Annotated in this window: 13 protein-coding genes; all 13 read left to right on the top strand. The window is 58.2% G+C overall.

The genetic code is table 11. From position 1 onward, the window contains the following. The first annotated feature begins 7 nt into the window (after positions 1-7). Positions 8-1,564, top strand: coding sequence for a hypothetical protein (locus ACR0JF_RS08530; RefSeq protein ID WP_170378418.1), 1,557 nt, complete (start codon positions 8-10; stop codon positions 1,562-1,564). A gap of 84 nt (positions 1,565-1,648) precedes the next feature. Beyond that, positions 1,649-2,866, top strand: coding sequence for a hypothetical protein (locus tag ACR0JF_RS08525; protein ID WP_170549437.1), 1,218 nt, complete (start codon positions 1,649-1,651; stop codon positions 2,864-2,866). A gap of 57 nt (positions 2,867-2,923) precedes the next feature. After that, the gene (locus tag ACR0JF_RS08520; RefSeq protein ID WP_170639832.1) at positions 2,924-3,781 is read left to right on the top strand and encodes an ion transporter; all 858 of its coding nucleotides are present in this window, start codon (positions 2,924-2,926) and stop codon (positions 3,779-3,781) included. Then, positions 3,774-8,189: a type VI secretion system contractile sheath small subunit gene (tssB, locus tag ACR0JF_RS08515; RefSeq protein ID WP_170659062.1), complete on the top strand. Its 4,416-nt coding sequence runs from the start codon at positions 3,774-3,776 to the stop codon at positions 8,187-8,189. Before ACR0JF_RS08520 ends, tssB begins: the two co-directional genes overlap by 8 nt. A 34-nt stretch (positions 8,190-8,223) precedes the next feature. Continuing rightward, positions 8,224-10,326: a type VI secretion system tip protein TssI/VgrG gene (locus ACR0JF_RS08510; protein ID WP_170659063.1), complete on the top strand. Its 2,103-nt coding sequence runs from the start codon at positions 8,224-8,226 to the stop codon at positions 10,324-10,326. Positions 10,327-10,338: 12 nt separating this feature from the next. Then, entirely contained in the window at positions 10,339-10,950 is a 612-nt protein-coding gene (locus ACR0JF_RS08505; RefSeq protein ID WP_170659064.1) for a DUF6931 family protein, read from the top strand. A 2-nt stretch (positions 10,951-10,952) separates the two neighbouring features. After that, positions 10,953-11,258, top strand: coding sequence for a PAAR domain-containing protein (locus tag ACR0JF_RS08500; RefSeq protein WP_170467447.1), 306 nt, complete (start codon positions 10,953-10,955; stop codon positions 11,256-11,258). Between the two features lie 10 nt (positions 11,259-11,268). Further along, entirely contained in the window at positions 11,269-12,696 is a 1,428-nt protein-coding gene (gene tagH / locus ACR0JF_RS08495) for a type VI secretion system-associated FHA domain protein TagH (protein WP_170659065.1), read from the top strand. A 39-nt stretch (positions 12,697-12,735) separates the two neighbouring features. Beyond that, positions 12,736-14,076: a type VI secretion system baseplate subunit TssK gene (gene tssK / locus ACR0JF_RS08490; protein ID WP_170378397.1), complete on the top strand. Its 1,341-nt coding sequence runs from the start codon at positions 12,736-12,738 to the stop codon at positions 14,074-14,076. Positions 14,077-14,174: 98 nt separating this feature from the next. After that, the gene (icmH, locus tag ACR0JF_RS08485; protein ID WP_170659066.1) at positions 14,175-15,611 is read left to right on the top strand and encodes a type IVB secretion system protein IcmH/DotU; all 1,437 of its coding nucleotides are present in this window, start codon (positions 14,175-14,177) and stop codon (positions 15,609-15,611) included. After that, positions 15,611-19,180, top strand: a complete 3,570-nt coding sequence (gene tssM / locus ACR0JF_RS08480) for a type VI secretion system membrane subunit TssM (RefSeq protein ID WP_170659067.1) — start codon at positions 15,611-15,613, stop codon at positions 19,178-19,180. Before icmH ends, tssM begins: the two co-directional genes overlap by 1 nt. Continuing rightward, on the top strand, positions 19,180-19,866 hold the full coding sequence (gene tagF / locus ACR0JF_RS08475) for a type VI secretion system-associated protein TagF (RefSeq protein ID WP_170659068.1): 687 nt from the start codon (positions 19,180-19,182) through the stop codon (positions 19,864-19,866). Before tssM ends, tagF begins: the two co-directional genes overlap by 1 nt. Beyond that, positions 19,863-20,585 carry a protein phosphatase 2C domain-containing protein gene (locus ACR0JF_RS08470; RefSeq protein ID WP_170659069.1) on the top strand — a complete coding sequence of 241 codons (723 nt, stop codon included), beginning with the start codon at positions 19,863-19,865 and terminating at the stop codon, positions 20,583-20,585. Before tagF ends, ACR0JF_RS08470 begins: the two co-directional genes overlap by 4 nt. The last annotated feature ends 13 nt before the right edge of the window (positions 20,586-20,598 follow it).

Raw genomic sequence — 20,598 nt, 5'->3', positions numbered from 1 at the left:
ACACTTTATGAAGGCGACTATGACACCGGAACTGGATCAGAAATGGTGGTCCAAGAACAAACCGAAGCTGATGAAGAAAACCGGCCTGGGCGATGCTTTGAAAGCATACCAGGTCGCCGAAGATCAGATGGATTGGGACAAGACTTTGAAAGCCTTGTCCAACGTCAAGCGCAAGGTGGCCGAGGCTGTGAAGCTCGCAGGCAGCAAGCACTCGGATACTGTGACGGTCCTGAAAAAGTACCCCAAGATCATCGACAAGAAAGAAAAGGAACTCGAGGAAAAGAAAAAGGACGCAGCGGCTCGGGCCAAGTCGGCCTCGACCGATGCGCCCAAGCAGAAACTGGGTAAGTCGGTTGTCATCTGGAAGAAGGATCTGGGCACCGAGATTACCAAGAAATACAAGCCCGACTGGCTGAAAGAGCTGAAGGGCTATGCGTTCCAGTTGAAGCTGAACGATGATCTTCTGGATGTTCTGGAAGACGAAGGCGACTATGTCACGCCGCAGCAGATGGTGGATGACGCCAATGCTGTGACCGACAAGTTGGTCGCCTTGATCGCCAAAGAGCTGATGGCGACGGATGCGGCGATCAAGAAAGCCAGCGACGCAAAGAAACGCGCGGCGTTGATCAAGGGGTTCGACGACAAGCTGGCGACCATCATGAACGGCGCCAAAAAGCACTATGAGTCGATTCCCGCCAAGCGCTGGCAGGCCTTTGTGAAGCGCAAGCAGCAGTACAAGGACTATAAGGTCAAAACCGGCTTTGACATCACGCTTGGCGTGTTGGGTGTCGTCGGCGGGGCCGCGGGCGTGGCCGGTGCGGCCGCAACAGGCGGCGCGTCGCTGGCCTTGGGGATCGTCTCGCTGGTGCGGGGCGTTGCGCAACTGGCCGATAAGATCAAGGACGCCGCGCAAGAGGCCGAGAAGGTCGAAAAGAACCTCAAAAGCGATCTGGACACGCTCCTCAAGCGGTATCGCACCGCGGAAGGCGAGGCCAAAAAGCAGGTTCAGGGCGGTGCCGAGGTTGGTGCCTCAGTCCTAAAGGGTATTTTGGGCACCGATACGCCGTTTCTGGCCACTCTGCCGAAATGCGACAAGAACTATGGTCTGTGGCAAAACAAAGTCGCCGGGCTTGAAGTTGGCGGGCGCAAACTGTCTCAGGCGATCATGAAGGGCCTGCAGGAATGCGACAAGCTTGAGAAAGCCATGAAACAGGCTGACGCGAAGAAGGCCGGTAAGTATCTGGACAAGCTCAAGAAAGCCCGTGCCTCGTTGCAGAAGGGTTTGGATGGGTGTTCGGATATGATGAAGCGGGTCTCGGACGCGGATAAGAACGCGCCGAACCTCAAGAAGATGCTGGATGCGCTGAATTCGAGCAATCCGAAATACGCGCAGATCTTCGACAAGGTATTCCCGGTTGTCGTCAACCTGACGCTGGCGGGTGCAAATGCTGGGGTTGGCTTTAAGGAAGCATCGAGCACGCTCGACACGGTCAACACGGCGCTTGGGCTGTTCAACGACATTGCCTCGGAAGGCAAGGATCAGCTGGAAGAAGCGATCGGCTAAGCGGCGGGGCGGCGCCCGTGGCCCAAAGCCACGTGGCGCCGACCTCATCCGGCAGGAACGAAACGGAATATAGGCGCGAAAAAAATGGCAAAGCAGACAGTTACACCTCACAAGTTTTACGTGGTCGATCTCATCCGGTCGAAGCCCAAGCTTCAGTATATTGAGATCCCCAGCTACCGCGTTGACGTCAAATTCGAAGTCACGGCCAAAGGTCCGGTGCCGTCGACCACGCTGAAACGTCTTGAAGCAGCCGGTATGAAAGAGCTGGAGCGCTATGAGACGGTGATCAGTCAGGAGGCGGTCAAGCTCGACAAGAAAGTCGCCGAGCTGATGAAGACGCCGGGTCAGAAATCTCAGGCTGAAGCTGAGAAGATGATCCAGGCCACCAACCAGATGATCAAGAACGCCTTGCGGTCGGCCGAAGGAGCCGCTCAGGTTGCGATCGAAAAGCAGATCAAGGTTGAGGCAAATAAGGACAAGCTGCTGAAAGAGGCGCGGGTCAAGACTACGCTGAAGGTCACCGCCGGTGTGATTAAGATCGGAACAGCTGTCACGCGGCTTGTGGCGACCTCGGGCGCGGATGTCATGGCCTACAAGACCATTGTAAAACAGGTCTACGATCTGGGCAAAGAAGTTCAGCAGCAGTTGAAGGGTGAAGAAAAACTGCGCAAGGATTTGGAAGGCGCCATCCAGAAATACATCAAGCTCCGCGGCACCTCGATCATGCAGGCGGCAGAGCGGCAGGGGATTACGGATACTTCCGGTATCTCAGTCAAGAAGCCGATGGAAGCAATCAAGAAACTGACTGCCAAGGCCCTCGCCATGGGGGATGAGGTCACCAAGGGCCGGGACGCCAAGAAGATCGCCAAGGAAATCGCGGATTTCGCGATCAAGGGCTATCAGGTCTATCAAAAGGACTCGAACAAGAAACGCGCGCTCTATCGTGAGCATACGACGAAAACGCGCCACAAGGTCGATGATCTGGGCAAGGCCGCTGACAAGCTAATGAAGGCTGCGAAGTCGCAGAAAACCTTGAAAGAGGGCGTCAAGCTCGGGGCCGAATGTATGGCCGTCAAGCGTGAGGCCAGCGCCATGGCTGCCAAGCTCGAAGAACGTCAGAAGTTCCTGGCCGAGATGGAGGCTCTGATGGAAGGCAACGGTCTGAAAGTGGATGACACCACGATTATGGACAAGCTGAAGAAGCTGGACAAGATGACGGTTCTGAAAGAGACCAAGACCATGTTTACCTCGGTCAAAGGGGTCTACAAACTGGTGGACGGAATCAGCGACGTCGTTGGTTAAACACGTAAATCTTCGGGTGTGGGTTGCCGCGCCCGACACCCAAAGCAACAGGAGGTGTTGGTGGAACCCGGTATCGAGAAGAGCGAAACGCTCCGCGACACCGTGCGCGAGTTTGTCGAGCGTAAGGCTGTGACCAACACCATTCTTGGTGTGATCATTTTCAACGCGATCACGCTGGGGCTATCAACCTCTCCTTCGGTTCAGTCTAGTATCGGCCCGACTCTGGTTGTGATCGACAAGATCGTGCTGGGCATTTTCGTGGCCGAGCTGTTGATGAAATTCTATGCTTACCGGTTCAGCTTCTTCAACAACGCCTGGAACATCTTTGACCTTGTTGTTGTTACGCTGGGTTTGCTGCCCAACCGCGACGGGCTGTCCGCGCTGCGTGGGTTGCGGGTCATCCGGGCGATGCGTTTGCTATCGGTCATCCCGCAGATGCGGGCGGTGGTCCAGGCCTTGCTGGACGCGCTACCAGGTATGGGCGCGGTGATCATCATGATCTCAATCGTGTTCTACGTTTTTGCCGTCATGGCGACGCTGATGTACGGCCCGGATTTCCCGGAATGGTTCGGATCCTTGGGTAAATCGCTCTATTCGCTGTTCCAGATCATGACGCTGGAAAGCTGGTCGATGGGCATCGTCCGCCCAGTGATGGAGGTTCATCCCACCGCCTGGATCTTCTTCGTGCCCTTCATCGTTATCACTGCCTTCTCGGTTCTGAACCTGTTCATCGGTCTGCTGGTCAACACCATGCAATCCGCAGTGGAGGACGAGTCGGTTGAAGAGTTCTCGCACCTGCGCGAACTGGTGCGAAGCGAGACTGATATCGTAGACGATCGCGTCAAGGAACTGTTGGTCGAGGTTCGCGCCCTGCGGAGTGAAGTGGCCGAGTTGAAAGGTCAGGCCGATGGCTGACAGCTCTCAGAAATTCATCGCCCGCAATCGGGCTCCGCGCGTTCAGATTGAATATGATGTGGAACTCTACGGGGCCGAGAAAAAGGTTCAACTGCCCTTTGTCATGGGCGTGATGAGCGATCTCTCCGGCAAGTCCACGGTCGAAACGCCCGCAGTCTCGGATCGCAAATTCCTTGAGATTGATGTCGACAATTTCGACGACCGCATGAAGGCCATGGCCCCGCGTGTCGAATTTGCCGTGCCCAATACACTGACAGGTGAGGGCAATCTGGCCGTCGATCTGACTTTCGAGAAAATGGCCGATTTCACCCCGGCCCAGATCGCGTCAAAAATCGAGCCTCTGCGTAAACTGCTTGAGGCCCGCACGCAATTGTCGACCTTGATGGCCTATATGGATGGGAAGACCGGGGCCGAGACACTGATCGAAAAAGTGCTGGCCGATCCGGCCCTTCTGGGTGCCCTTGCGGGCAGTGCGCTCCCCGAGCAGGACAATGAGGCCACGTTGGACGCCTTGCGGGATATGATGCCCGAAGATGCCGCAGCCGACAATTCGGTGGAGGATGCGCTTGCGTCTTTGCCCGAGGTTGAGGCTGCCGAGGAGCAAGATCAATCGGATGACATCTTGTCCGATCTGGCGGCTGACGCTCCGGAGGATGCGCCTGAAGATACAGCCGTTGCGGATGCCTTGTCCTCTTTGCCCAGCTCGGTTGAACCGGAGGCGCCTGTAGATGACAGCGCGGATGTTTTGTCCAATTTAGCGGCCTCCGCACCCGAGGAAACGGCTCAGGATACCTCTCTCACGGACGCTTTGTCTTCGCTGCCTGAAACCGAGGTTACTGAGGTAGCCGACACGTCAGGCGATATTCTCGCGGAGTTGGCCGACGCCGCACCTGCGGATGAGGTTGAATACACCGCCGCAGATGACATCCTGTCCAGCCTGCCAGATGTCGAGCCTATGGCGGAAGAGGACGCATCGGATGATATCTTGACCGATCTGGCCAGCGCTGAACCTGACGATGAACCAGAGGATACGTCGGTCGCGGATGCTCTATCTTCTGTTCCAGAGGTTGAGCTGCCCGACGTTTCGGATGCCTCGGCGGATGTTCTTGCCGACCTAGCCGATGCCGCGCCCGACATGGCCGAGGGTGAGGATGTGACCTCCGATATTCTATCTGACCTCAGCGATCTGGACACGGAAGAGGTCGAAGACAGCTCTGCGTCCGATGCCCTGGCGTCTCTGCCCGAAACTGATGTCGCGGATGAGATTGATGGGTCCGATGACATCCTGTCGGACCTTGCAGATGCCGCGCTGGACATTGAGATCGAAGAGGACACGCTCGGCGATGTTCTCGCCTCAGTGCCCGAGGTTGAAGCCGCATCCGAGACGGATCAGAGCGATGATATCCTCTCTGAACTGGCCGATCTGGAGCTGGAGGAGACGGAAGAGGACGGCGCACTGGATGCGGCGTTTTCATCGCTTCCGGATGCCGATGAAGAGGTTGCAGAAGATCATTCAGACATTTTGTCCGACCTCGCCGACACTGCCCCAGATGAGGTGACGGACGACGTGGACCTGGACGGTCTGCTGGATGATCTGGCGGAGAAGGCTCCCGATGAAGCTGATGAGCCTGCTGCGGATGACATTCTCGCCTCGGTGCCCGAACTGGACAGCACGGATGAGGCAGATCCGTTGGAGGACATCCTTGGTGACCTGGCCAGCGAGGATCAACCTGATCCAGAGGCAGATGCGTCCGACCTAGATGATTTGCTTTCCGATCTGGCGGATTCTGTTGACGAGGCACAGCCGGAGGAGGATGTTCTGGATGACATCCTCGGGGATTTGGTAGAACCCGAAGCTGATGAGGTTGACGAAGCCGACATAGAAGATGTTCTTGCAGATTTAGCGGAAGAGCCTGACGGCGATTTGGATGATCGTTTGAATGACCTTGGTTCGGATGAGGATGCATCCGCATCAGGTGATGAAGCGAGCGATGATCTAGACGATCTGCTTGGTACTCTCGAAGAGACCTCAGAAGATGCTTCGGACAATCTGGATGCGCTTCTAGGTGATTTGGAATCTGACCAGGAAAGCAACGCTAGTTCAGACGATTTGGACTCCTTGCTGAGTGATCTTGAAGGCGATGATGAGGCTGAGGACGCGGATAACGATGATCTCGATGCGCTTCTGGCGGACCTTGGCGATGATGTTGAGGATGAAGATTCCGGCGCGGACGATCTTGACGCCTTGCTGGGTGATCTTGAAGGCGGTGATGAGACCGAAGACGTGGATACAGATGATCTGGACTCGCTGCTGGCAGACCTTGGCGACGACGTTGAGGATGAGGATGCTGGCGGGGATGATCTGGACGCCTTGTTGAACGACCTGGGGTCGGACGAGGACAGCCCGTCAGAGGAGAGTTCAGCAGATGATCTGGACGCTCTGTTGGCGGATCTTGGCGACGACGAGAGCGGTTCAGACGACCTTGATGATCTGTTGAACGATTTGGGCGCAGATGAGGATAACGGGGAATCCTCTGACGAAACGACAGATGACTTGGATGCCTTGCTGGGCGATCTAGACCTGGACGACGAGGGCGGATCTGATGATCTGGACGCTCTGCTGGGTGAACTTGATGCCGATGACGCGTCAGAAGCAACAGCGGAACTGGACGACGAGCCGCAATTGGCCTTTGGCCGCATGAGTGCGGACCGACCTGACCCGGAACGGCTAAAACGCACCCGGTTCCGGATTGCGATCTTTGGCGATTTCTCGGGCCGCGCGGCGCGCGGGCAAATTGAGGTCGGCGACGCCCTAGCCGCACGCAAACCTATCATTCTGGATCCCGATACGGTCGAAGAGGTGATCGAGGGCTTCGCAACCGATCTTGTGCTGCCGATTGGCAAGGACGGGGCCGGGATCGAAGTGAAGCTGAAAGAGCTGGACGATCTGCATCCCGACGATCTTTTTGAAAAGGTTGAACTGTTCGATGGCCTCTCGGGTCTGAAAAGCCAGCTGAGCGCGGGTGGGACTGCAGATCACGCCGCCAAACAGTTGATTGGTTGGGGGGAAGAGTTCGGGCAGGCGGTTGTGCCGCCGCGCAAGACTTCGGGCGGGAACACGGTTCGTGCTGACCTGAAGCTCAGCGATTTCCAGAAGCTGATCGGCGATACGTCGGGAGAGCTGGCGCAGGCCTCACCCGTTGATGACCTTCTGAAACGCGTGGTCGGCCCGCATATCCGCAAACTGCCCAGCCCCGATGTGCAGGCGATGCAAAAGGCCGTGGATGAGGCGCTGAGCGCAGCCATGCGCATGGTCCTGCATCACCCGGAGTTCCAATCCGTCGAAGCGCAATGGCGTAGCCTTGATCTGATTGCACGCAGTGTCGAAGATGACGATACGCTCGACGTGGTTTTGTATGATGTCTCGGCCGAAGAGATCGCAGCGGATCTGGCCGCTGAGGAAGATTTGGCGAAAACCGGTCTGGTTCGGTTGCTGACTGAAGAACCACTGGACGAAGAAAACGGGCGCGGCGGGTATTCGGCGCTGATCGGGCTTTATACCTTTGAAGAAACCCCGCCGCATGCGGAACTGTTGGGCCGTATTGGCCGTGTTGCGGCCCATGTGGATGCGCCGTTCATCAGTGCAATCACCCCGGCCTATCTGGATGTGAAGCCCGAGGATCGCCACCCGCTGGTGGTCGAAGCCTGGGACACCCTGCGCGCGATGCCCGAAGCCGGGCATGTCGGCCTGGCGTCGCCCCGGTTCTTGCTGCGGCGGCCTTACGGCGCCAAGTCCGAGCCGATCTATGAGTTCGATTTTGAGGAATTCACCGAGACTGAGGGTCTGCGCGGTATGCTTTGGGCCAATCCGGCGGTTCTGGTGACGATCCTGTTGGCGCGCTCCTTCAAACAAAATGGCAAGGCGATGAATTTGGGCTCGGTCATGAGCTTGGGTGGCATACCTTACCATTTCGTAAATGACCGCTATGGCGATCAGGTGGCGCTGCCCTGTACGGAACGCAATATCACGTTGGCCAAGCACGAACACTCGGTCCAGCGCGGCTATATGCCGGTGCTTTCGGTCAAAGGCCGCGATGAAATCCGGCTGGGCTCGTACAACTCGGTCGCCGGGCAGGAGATTCTGGGCCCGTGGTCCGGTATGCCCGCGCCTGCGCCGTCGCCGGATGTGCCAGCTGCGCCCGAGGCCGATGAGGATGACGATCTGGATTTGGATCTGGATCTCGATACAGGCGACGACGATGATTTCGACCTCGATCTGGACCTTGGAGATGATGACAGCGGCGATCTTGACGATCTGCTGGCGTCATTCGGCGACGATGATGACGGTGACGATAGTGATGATGAAGATATGGACCCCGAACTTGCTGCACTGCTGAACGATTTGTGACGGCGCGGTGAACGAGAATTGGAAGGAACGGTAAATGGCTGAGAGTCTGCAAAGTAAAGAGTGGCCGCTTCGGATAACGGGGTCGTATAGCTATGGTGAGGATGATCTTGTCATCAGGCGGGCCGTCGTCTCGGAAGAACTGGGAAAACTGACCGAAATTCAGGTCGAATTCCTGTCGGAAAAGACGACGATTGCGTTGGACAAGCTACTGGGCAAGGTGATGACCATCCATCTGGCTGCTGACGGGGCCGAGCGTAAATTCACTGGCACGATCGTGAGGGTGGAGCGGCTGGCGCTGCGCGATGGCTATGTGCAGTTTCTGGCCGAATTGCGCCCTTGGTTCTGGCTGCTGACGCAGACCACCGACAGTCGCATCTTTCAGGAAATGACCACCGTGCAGATCATCGAAAAGATTTTCGGTGAATACGGGCTTACGGATTTCAGAAAAAGCCTCCGCGCCACTTACCAGCAGCGCGAATATTGCGTGCAATATCGCGAAACAGATTTCGACTTTATCTCGCGCCTGATGCAGGAAGAGGGCATTTACTACTATTTCGATTACACGAATGCCAAAGACAAGAATGAGACGCTGGTCATGTGCGACGGACCAAACGCGCATACGCCGATTGCCGGGGACGCAAAGGTCGAATTCCGGGGCGGGGATGATTACAGCCAACGTCTTGGTGACTCGGTCACCGAATGGGCCGCGTCCGAGACGATACGGCCTGGGGTAGTTTCGCTCGGCGATTTTGATTTCGAAAAGCCCAAAGCGTCACTGGATGCGCGGGCTAAAACGCCGACCGGCGCAAAGCACGGATTCAAGGACAAGCTGGAGCTTTACGATATCCCTGGTCACTACAAGGAAACCGGGCCGGGCAATACGCTGGCCAAGGTGAGGATGACGGCCGAGGACGCTCTGTTCGACCGGCGGCGTGGGCGGGCATCGGTCCGGGCGCTGGAAACCGGGCGCAAATTCACGCTGAAAGATCATCCCGACAAGGCAGAGAATGCGGAATACCTGATCACCAAGGCGCGGTATTTTCTTCAGACCACCGAAGGTTATGGATTTGCCAAGAACGACAAGGATCTGGACACCGGCGCGCTGGAGTTTCCCGAGGACAGCAATGAGATGTTCATGGTCGAGTTTGAGGCCCAGCCCGGCAAAACCGAATTCAAATCGCTGCGCACGATCCCGTGGCCCGAGATCTCGGGTCTGCATACGGCCATCGTGACCGGCAAGGCTGGTGAGGAAATCTGGACCGACAAATACGGTCGCATCAAGGTTCAGTTCCATTGGGACCGCGAAGGCAAGAAAGACGAAAAGACCACCTGCTGGGTGCGGGTTGTCACCCCTTGGTCGGGTAAGAACTGGGGCATGGTCAGTATCCCTCGGATCGGGCAGGAGGTTGTCATCCAGTTCGAAGAGGGTGATCCGGATCGGCCGATCTGCACGGGTATGCTCTATAATGCCGACACCATGCCGCCCTATGCCTTGCCTGCAAACCAAACGCAAAGCGGGATCAAGACGCGGTCCTCGAAACAGGGCAGCGCCGAGACGTTCAACGAACTGATGTTCGAGGACAAGAAAGACGCCGAACTGGTGCGCTTTCAAGCGCAGAAGGATCACGAGAAGCTGGTCAAGAATATGTCCACGATTACCATTGGCTATGACAAGCTGGACAAGGGTGGCAATGGCGGTGACGGCTGCCTCAGCCAAGTGGTCAAGAAGAACGTGGATGAGACGATCAAGGAAGGTGACCATACTTTCACCATCGAGAAGGGTAACCAGACGGTCAGCATCAAGACTGACCAGACCGAGACTATCGAGGGCAAGTCCACCCGCACCGTCACAGGCAATCACGCCGAGACGATCAAGGAAGGCGACAAATCCACGACGGTCAAGATGGGTGACATTCAGGTCGATGCCAAAATGGGCAAGATCACAATGACCGCAATGAAGTCGATCGAATTGAAGGTTGGTGGCTCATCGATCAAACTGGACCCGACAAGCATTACGATCAAGAGCACGATGATCAAAGTCCAGGCCAATGCCAAGTTGGATGCAAAAAGTCCGATGACGACGGTCAACGGTGACGCCATGCTGACCCTCAAGGGCGGCCTGACAATGATCAACTAAGGGGGCGACGCGATGACAGACCGTTTTTCCGGAATGACCAAAACGCCCCAGATGCCCGCTGCGCGCATGCTGGCCGATGCCAATGCTCGTCTGAGCGTCAAGCTTGAGGCCCCGGCCAGTGCGCCCTTGGATGTGGTGTTGACTGAATTGGAAGAGAAAGGCGCAGTGATCGACATCCTGCGCCTTCTGGGGGTGGCCTTGCCTGCCCGAGAGCGCGTGTGGTGGTCTTGTCTGGCCGCGCGTGACTATATCGGTGAGGCCCCGGACAATAACACACCCGCGCTGGCGGCGTCCGAGGAATGGGTGTTTCGTCCTACGCCAGAAAACCGCGACAAGGCGGGCGCGACGATTGATCTCGCCGAACCAGATGATGAGACGGTAAACTGCGCCATGGGCGTGTTATACTCAGACGGGACCTTGGGTACGGGTGATCTGGCGAACGTTCCGGCCCCTCTCGGCGCGGCCGAAGTTGTGGCCTTTGCGATGAATGTTGTTGCAATGGACAAACATGAAGAGGATTTTGACTCCTACGTGCAGTTGCTGATTGACCGTGGGGTCGATATTGCTCGGGGTGGAAATGGTAAGCTGGACCGCGAGAACGCCAGCGCTGAGACAGAGGAGTAAGCATGGGATTCCCGCAAGCACGAATCTTGGATTTGCATGCGTGTACGCTGCCTGCTCCTCCGCCAGCCCCGCCACCGCCAGCTCCGGTGCCGATGCCGATCATGCCACCATGCTGTACGACGGTTCTAGTCGGGAAACTGCCCGCAGCGCGTCTTTCAGATATGGCGACGCCGGCATTTCCGCACCCGATCATCAAGGGCTCGGCCACCGTTCTGATCGGCAAGCTGCCTGCCGCCCGTGTGACGGATACCTGCGCTTGTGGTGGTCCGATCATCAAGGGCGAGTTTACCGTACTGGTCGGAGGATGAAGACAAACGAATGACGGTCACTTTGAAATTCCAATCCACCGGCGTGGTGCCGGGCGACGGGCGCCCGGTCTCGATGCAGGGGGGCTCTTTGACCGTGGGGCGTGGGCCGGCCAATGATCTGGTTCTGCCTGACCCTGAAAAGACGCTGAGCAAAAGCCACTTCGTCATTGAAGATCACAATGGAAACGTCGTGATTGTTGATCTGTCGACGAACGGAACTTTTCTGAACTACTCGAAAATCCCACTAGGTCGGACACCGACGCCGCTCAACAATGGCGACGTGCTGGTCGCGGGTGGGTATGAGATGGTTGTCGAAATCGGGGCGGACCTGCCCAGTTTCGAAGAATCGATCCCCCAGCCTGCGCAACAGGCGGGGGTGTCTCCGGGTCTGTCCCAGAACGCGCCGGATCCGATGGCGTTGCTGGACGATGCCGCTCCAGGCGGGGATTTTCTGGATGATCTTTTGGGCGGTGAAGCCAAAGGGCCTGGGCAGATTTCCACGCCCGACCCGATGGATGAACTGCTGCCGCCCTTGGAGGATGACGATCCGTTCTTTGCAAAGCCCAAGGACGTGCATGCGGATATGGGCGCAAGCGATGCGATGCATAACCCCTCGGCCAGCGACGCGTTTACCGCACCCTCCGCAGGCGGAGCGAACCTGATCCCTGATGACTGGGACGATGATCTGCTTTCGCCCTCGGGCGGCTCTGCCTCGGATCCATTTGCCGCGCCTGAACCGGCGCGTCCGGAACCCACCGCGCCGCCTCCGATCAAGCCAAAGCCGGGTGGGCAGGCTGATGTTGCTCCGCCCCCCGAACCGGTTGAGGCAGAGAAACCCGTTCCGACCGGTGGTGGCGATCAATCCGCTGCCCGTGCCTTGCTGGAGGCGTTGGAGGTCGACGATCTGCGCATTGACGACGCCGATCTGCCTGCCACGATGGGCCGCATGGGTCGTGTGTTGCGGGTGATGATCACCGGCTTGCGGGAAATCCTGATGACCCGCACCTCGATCAAGTCCGAGTTCCGTATCGAACAGACCATGATCAATGCTGGCGGCAACAACCCGTTGAAGTTCTCGATCAGCCCCGAACAGGCGATTGAGGCGTTGGTCAAGCCACGTGTCAAAGGCTACCTAGCCTCGGAAGAGGCGACCGAACAGGCGCTGAACGATATCAAGGCGCATGAGGTCGCGATGGTCACGGGCATGGAGGCCGCTCTCAAGGGCGTTCTGGCTCGGCTTGACCCCGAGGTGCTGGCGGGAAAAATTGAAGGTTCCGGCAAACTTGGGTCACTTTTTAAAGGTAAAAAGGCCCAATACTGGGAAGTGTACGAGAAGATGTATGCCGATATCTCGGATCAGGCAGAGAACGACTTTCACGATCTCTTCAGCCGGGAATTCGCGCGCGCGTATAAAGAACAGCTGGAAAAGCTGAAGTAACGCCCCTTCGCGGGCGGCAAGAACAAGGGAGGGCAGCCATTGTCCTGGGACAGCAAGGTGCTTTGGACCGAAGGGTTGTTTCTGCAGCCCCATCACTTCCAGCAGGCGGATCGGTATACCGAAGCGCTGGTGGCTGGTCTCGCACGCCGGGTCACGCCTTATGCCTGGGGTGTCAGTGCGTTAGAGATAGATGATGAAGTGCTTAAGGTCGGTCAGTTTGCCTTGAAATCCTGCTCGGGGCTGACGCCTGACGGGCAAGTATTTCGCGTACCGCAGGCCGAAGATCACCCTCCTGCGCTGGAAGTGCCCGAGACGATCAAGGATTGCGTTGTTTACCTGACGGTTCCTCAACGGCGGCAGGGTGCCTCAGAGGTGGATCTGAGCGGGGCCGAACAATCGGTCAGCCGACTGCGTCCGGCCGAGCAGGAAATCACGGATGTGATGAGCCAGCAAAAGAAACCTGTCACATTGGGCGTGGGTAAACTCCGCTTGCAGTTCGCGTTGGAAGTGGATGATTTGGCGGATAAATTGGCGATCCCGATTGCCAAGATCATCGAAGTGCGTCCGGACAAAGAGATCATCCTGGATCGCGGCTTTATCCCATCGGTGTTGGACGTGCGAGCCGCCGCCGCGCTGGCCGGTTTCATGAATGAGCTTGAGGGGATGCTGTCGCACCGCATGCAGGCCTTGGCAGGGCGTCTTTCGGATGGCGGACCGGCAAAGGGGGCTGCCGAGATTTCGGATTTCCTGCTGTTGATGACCATCAACCGCAACCTGCCCTTGGTGCGCCATTTCGCCAATATAGAAAACGTGCATCCCGAACATGTCTACCGTGTCTGCGCCGCGCTCGCCGGTGAGCTGGCGACCTTCATGAGCACCGAGAAAGAGGCCGTGCAATTCCCGGCCTACCAGCATGACGACCTGACCGCTTCGTTCGCGCCGGTCATTCGGACTCTGCGGCAGTACTTGAGTTCCGTATTGGAGCAGACGGCGGTTTCAATCCCGCTAGAGGCGCGGAAATACGGTATCAGCGTGGGCGTGATTGCCGACCGCAAGCTGATCGGCAACGCCGGTTTCGTTCTGGCCGTAAATGCGGATATCCCGGCTGAGGACGTGCGCCGTCATTTCGCCGGGCAGGCCAAAACCGGTCCGGTTGAGGAAATCCGTCAACTGGTAAACTCGGCGCTTCCCGGTATCACGCTCCGTCCGTTGCCCGTTGCCCCGCGGCAGATTCCATATCACTCGGGTGTAGTCTATTTCGAACTGGATGCCGCCAGCCCATACTGGGGCAAGATGACCACCTCGGGTGGGATCGCGGTTCATGTTTCGGGACAATATCCGGGTCTTGAGATGGAGCTGTGGGCGATCCGCAACCAATAAGAGTGAACGTGATCACTGGCGGCGCCAAAACAATTTGATAGGGCTTGATATGTGGGTCACACTCGTGACGCGGAAGCCTTAGGGGAACAGGTCAAAGAATGTCCGACAAAGATCCATTTGCCGAACCGGACGACACCGACAAGACGGTCATTCGCCCCAATCCCGGTGGGCGACGTCAGGCGGGTGGAATGCCGCAACAGCCGACTCCGCAGCAACCGGCCGGATATACCGATCCGATGCAGGCGCCACACGCCGAGCCCATGGCGCAACCTGCGCCGGGCGGCGCTGGATACGGGGTGCCTCAATCCCAGACACCCCAATCCCGGCCTGCGTCGGGCGGGGAAGAGGTCGCGACCACCGGTATGAACCGGCTGAATGCCTGCGCCGCGTCGCTGTTCTCGTTGATCAGCCGCATTCGCAATCGCGCGCAGCATATGGATCCGGACAAGCTGCGCCAAAGCGTTGTGGCCGAGGTGCGCGCGTTTGAAAATGCCGCTTTGCAGGCGGGCATAGTGGCGCAGACCGTCAAGATCGCACGATATGCACTGTGCGCGACTTTGGACGATGTTGTTTTGAATACACCGTGGGGTGGCCAATCCAGTTGGGCGACCCAGTCGCTGGTGGGCACCTTCCACCGAGAGACCGTCGGCGGTGATCGCTTCTATGACCTGCTGGCACGTCTCGAACAGGACCCGGCCAACAATATTGAGCTGCTGGAATTCGTCTACATGTGCCTCTCGCTTGGGTTTGAGGGGCGCTTGCGCGTCGAACAGGGCGGCGCTGACAAGCATATGCAGATCCGTCAGGGCCTGGCGCGGATCATTCGCGCTCAACGAGGTGACGTGGAACGGGACCTCGCCCCGCATTGGGAAGGGGTGGATAAACCCTACCGCGCCCTCAGCCTGTGGAAGCCGGTCTGGATCGCTGTTGGCGTGACCGCGCTGCTGCTGCTGGTCGAATTTGGCGGGTTGTCTTATCTGCTGTCCAACAAGACGGAAAACCTTGTGGGACAAATGTCGGTGATTGATGCTGGCCGGGTGACAGAGCTGCAGCGCCGCGCGCCGCCGCCTCCTCCGCCACCGCCGCAAGCCCAACCGCAGGTCGAAAAGGTCGTTGCTTTCCTCCAGCCCGAGATCGACGAAGGGCTGGTTGAGGTCTTTGAGAAGGGCAACACGCTGATTATCCGGATCAAGGGATCGGGCATGTTCGGGTCGGGTTCGGATCACCTGCAGGATAAATTCAAGGAGCCGGTGCGCCGCGTGGCCGTTGCGTTGGACGGCGAACCCGGAGGGGTCATCGTGACTGGGCACTCAGACAATGTGCCGATCCGCTCATCGCGCTTTCCGTCCAACCTCGCTCTGTCTCTGGCACGGGCCAAATCGGTGATGAACCAGATGGCGGGTGAGATTTCCGATCCCGACCGCCTAAGCGCCGAAGGCCGCGCCGATAGCGAACCGATTGCCGACAACTCGACCCGCGAAGGGCGGGCCACGAACCGCCGGATCGAAGTCCTGCTGGTTCAGGAGGAGAACTGATGATCCGCCGCGTTCTAAGATATGTTTTCATGTCGATCTACACCGTGCTGTTCTTCACGGCGACGGTTCTGGCCGGGTGTCTGTACTATTTCGGCCCGTGGATAGGCTCGGATGAGTGGCGGCCGCTGGACGGGGTCGGAACCCGCCTGATCTGGTGCGGGGTAATCTATCTGGTCTTCTTCCTGATAGGTCTGACCATTTTCCTGCTGCGCCGACGTCGCGAAAAGAAACTGACCGAAGAGATCACTGAATCCGTCGCCGATGGCGGCGACATGATCGACAGCGAGATTTCCGAGCTTCGCGGCAAACTAAAAACCGCGATGGCGGCTTTGCGCAAATCAAAGAACGGTCGGCGCCATCTGAATGAGCTGCCGTGGTACGTCATGATCGGCCCTCCGGGTGCTGGCAAAACGACAGCGATTGTGAACTCGGGCCTGAACTTCCCGCTGGCTGATGAGCTAGGCAAGACTGCGATTGGTGGCGTCGGAGGTACGCGGAACTGTGACTGGTGGTTTACCGAGAACGCCGTTCTGATCGACACGGCCGGGCGTTACACGACGCAGGAAAGCGATGCCGAGGTCGACAATGCGGCTTGGATCGGGTTCCTAAACCTGCTCAAGAAATACCGTAAGCGGCAGCCGATCAATGGCGCGATGATTGCGATTTCGCTGTCTGACCTGTCCTTGCAGGACGAGGTCACGCAAAAGGAACACGCAAAGGCCGTCCGTCGCAGGCTGGAAGAGTTGCGCGAAAAATTGGGCGTGCGATTCCCGGTTTATATTCTGTTCACCAAGGCTGACCTGATCGCAGGTTTTGCCGAATTCCACGACAATCTGGGCAAAGAAGACCGCGAGCAAGTCTGGGGCTTTACTCTGCCATTGGACAAGTCGCGTAGCGAGCAATCTCCGGTCGCGGCTTTTGATGAGGAATTTGCCCTGCTTCTGGGCCGTCTGAACTCGCAGTCGTTGGAGCGGATGCAGACCGAGACAGACCCGCAGCGCCGGGCTCTGATTGCCGGGTTCCCGATGCAGGTCGCCTCGGTGCGCAAGGTGGCGCATGAGTTTCTGACCGAGGTGTTTCAGGACAGCCGCTATCAGCATCGCCACATGCTGCGCGGGGTCTATTTCACGTCTGGCACGCAAGAAGGCACGCCGATTGACCGTCTGATGCTGGGCATGGCGCGGACCTTTGGGATTGGCCGTCAGGCCATCGGCTCGGGGCAGGGATCTGGTCGCTCCTATTTTCTGACGCGCCTGTTCGATCAGGTGATCTTCCGCGAAGCCGGGCTGGTCAGCGCCGATGACAAGGTCGAAAAGCGCTACAAGATCACCAAATGGGCCTCGATTGCCGCGACTGTCATTGCCGCCGTCACGGTCGGGGCTTTGCTGGTGCGCAGCTTCATGGGCAATACCGACCTGATCGCCGAGGCGCAGGAGGGTGTCTCGACCTATCAGGCCGCCGCCGCCACCTTGCCGCCCAGCCCCGTTGGCGACACCGATCTGGTTCCGGTTGTGCAAGCTCTGAACACGTTGCGCGACCTGCCAGCAAACCCGACTCTATCGGATCCTGAGCCTGAAACACGTTTGACCTACGGCCTCTATCAGGGCGACGTGATCGGCACACAGGCGGCGCAAACCTACCGTGCTGCGTTGAACCAGCGCCTGTTGCCGCGCCTTCTGCTGCGTCTGGAAGAGCAGATGAGCGCCAACATCAACAACCCTGATGTGCTCTATGAGGCGCTGAAGGTCTATCTGATGCTGGGTCTGCAGGGGCCGATGAACCAGGATTTGGTCAAGGAATGGATGAACATTGACTGGAGCGTGTCCTTCCCCGGCCCATCGCGTGAGGAATTCCGTGCGGATCTGAACGATCACCTCGACGCCATGCTGAGCCAACCGATGCAAGAGATCGCCCTGAATGGTCCAATGGTCGATCAGATTCAGGGTATTCTGTCGGAACTCCCGCTGGCGCAGCGTGTCTATAACGGCATCGTTTCCAGCCCCGCGGCCACAGCGCTGCCGGAGTGGCGGATCACCGAAGTGGGTGGCCCCGCTGTTGGTCGCGTTCTGGTGCGGTCCTCTGGGAAACCTTTGAACGACGGGATTGAGGGCATTTTTACCTATAATGGCTTCAATAACGTCTTCCTTGGAGAGGCGATCGGTGTCGCCAAACGCGTGCAGAAGGAAAGCTGGGTTCTGGGACCCCGAGGTGAGGCTGAACAGACCGAGCAGGCTCTTGCCGCCCTCAGCCGTGATGTTCTGGACCTCTACTACAACGACTACATCGCGCGCTATGACGCCATGCTGGGCGATATCGACATCGTACCGATGGAAAGCCTCAGCCACGCAGTTGAGGTCACTAATGTGCTGTCAGGCCCGACCTCGCCTATCGTGAATGTCCTGAATTCGATCTCGGATGAGACGAAACTGACCGAAAACCGGTCAATTCTCTCGGGCAACGATGCGATCAGCGAAGGCGTTTCCGGTGCCGCCGCGATTGAGCTGCAATCCGCGACCTCAGCGCAGACACAGATCCTGTTGGAAGCCTTGGCCAAAACCAGCGGCGTCAATGCCGGTGAGCCTGTGCAGGCACCGGGGCAATATGTCGAGGATCGCTTCGATTGGCTGCATCAGCTGGTTGAACGGCAAGAGGGGCAGCCTTCTCAGTTGGACATGCTGATGGGGTCGCTTACGAGCGTGTATCAGGAGCTGAACAAAATGTCGTTCAGCGGAGTCTCGGGTGGCGAAACCGGGCAGGCTCTGCAGCAGTTCCAGCAAGAGGCCGCCCGTATTCCCGGCCCGATGGAACGCTGGGCCCTGCAGATCATCGATGGCTCGTCCGGGATTACTTCGGATAGTACCCGTTCGTCCATCAACGCGCGGTGGCAATCGACTGTTCTGCCGTTCTGCGAGCAGGTTGTCGGGGATCGCTATCCGTTCAACCGCCGCTCGGGCGCGGATGTCGCGATGGGTGACTTTGGCAAGTTGTTCGGCCCGCAAGGTCTGATCGACTCGTTCTTCAACGAAAACCTCGCCAAACATGTGGATATGCGCACGCGGCCATGGTCGTGGAAGTCCGGGGTCAATGCGACCGATCTGGGCATCAGTCAGGCGGTTCTGACCCAGTTTCAAAATGCCGCCGAGATCAAGGAGGCGTTCTTTGCGGCGGGCCCGCAGCCGCAAATACAATTCCAGATCATGCCCGAGGCACTGGACCCAAAGGCCAAAGGCGTCAAGCTTGAGATTGATGGCCAAGTGCTGGAGTTCAAACATCGCGGTGGGCTGCCCTCACCCCTCGCTGTGACATGGCCGGGCTCGGTTGGGCTGGCGCGCGTCAGCTTTGAGCCGGAAAAGCGCAATATCGAAAGCGTTCTGTCCAAGGACGGCCCCTGGGCCTGGTTCCGCCTGCTCGACGCGGCCGAGGTAAGGCGCACCAATGTGTCTGACCGCAAGAAGGTGATCTTCAATGTCGGTGGTCGCATCGCAATCTTCCAGTTGCAGTCAGGGTCGGTCATCAACCCCTTCGCCCTGCCAGCGCTGCAGAAATTCAGCTGCCCCAAGTCGTTCTGATGCAAACAGGCGGGTTTGGTGCATTCGGCAAGATACCCTCGGTCGGAGATTTCTTCCGCCTCGGGGTGTCACAGGCGTTTGTGCAGCCGTGGGATGAGTGGATACAGCGCAGCATGTTGGCCGCGTCGGAAACCTTGGCTGAGGCGTGGGATTCTCACTACATGTCTGCTCCGATCTGGCGGTTTTGCCTGTCGCCGGGGCTGGCCGGGCCGCAGAAAATGCTGGGGGTTCTTATGCCTTCGGTGGATCGGGTCGGACGGCGGTTTCCTTTGACCTTGATTGCCGAGGTCTCGAACGAAGGGTCTGCTGCGTTGGCGCATTTCCGGGCGGCTGAGGTCTACCGGCAGCTTGAAGATCTGGCGCTTGCCGCGCTCGAAGATGACATGACGCGCGACAAGCTGGCCGAAGGTCTGGCCGCTTTGCCAGCTCCAACGCAGCAACCGACGGCGCCTGTGCGCGCCCATGGGAACACGATGGTTTTGACCCGCGGGGAAGTCTCCGACAGCCTTTTACCCGATCTGGCGGCGGGGTTGATGTCGCAAAGATATCGCACCCCAAGCGTTTGGAGCACCGAAATCGGCGGCGTCCCCCGAATGATGATCTGCGAAGGTTTACCGGATGGGGCAAACATGCAAGGCTTGTTCAACCTACACGCCGCATTGTGGACCGAGGCACGACCAATATGAATTCAAGTCACCGCGTTCGGTACAGCGCACGCAGCCATGTAGGCCTCAGGCGTAAGGTCAACGAAGACGCGGTGTTGGCGCTGCCCGAAGAAAGCCTCTGGCTGGTGGCTGACGGTATGGGCGGGCATGACGCGGGTGACTATGCCAGCCGATTGGTCGCGGATATGGTTGCCGCAATCCCGCCCGGTTTGGCCCCAGCAGATAGGTTGACCGCATTGCGGGACGCAATCCAGCGCGCGCATGCCGTGATCCGACAAGAGGCAGATGCCCGAGGTGGCGGCACGATTGGTACGACGGTTGCGTGCATGATGCTGGCCAATGGGCACTTTGTCGGGCTTTGGGCTGGGGACAGCCGTATTTATCTGCTGCGTGAGGGCAAGATCCAGATGCTTAGTACCGATCACTCGGTCGTGGCGGATCTGGTTCTGGCCGGTCAGATGAGCTGGGATGAGGCAGAGCAGCACCCTCAGTCCAACGCGATCACACGGGCCGTGGGCGTTGGGGATGTTCTTGAACTGGACAAGGTCCGTGGCGAAGTTCAGCCCGGCGATCGTTTTCTGATCTGCTCAGACGGCCTTAGTAAATACGCGACCTTCCCGATGCTGGAAAAAGCACTGTCGGATATGCCGATTGAGACCGTCTCGGATCAGTTGATACAGGTCGCGCTGGATGGAGGCGGGGCCGACAACATTACCGTGATTGTCGTCGACATCCTTTAACTTCACATTTTGA

The organism is Ruegeria sp. BG11 (assembly GCF_056538565.1).
The sequence above is the reverse complement of the archived record's forward strand: the minus strand, read 5'-3'. Positions and strand labels throughout refer to the sequence as shown.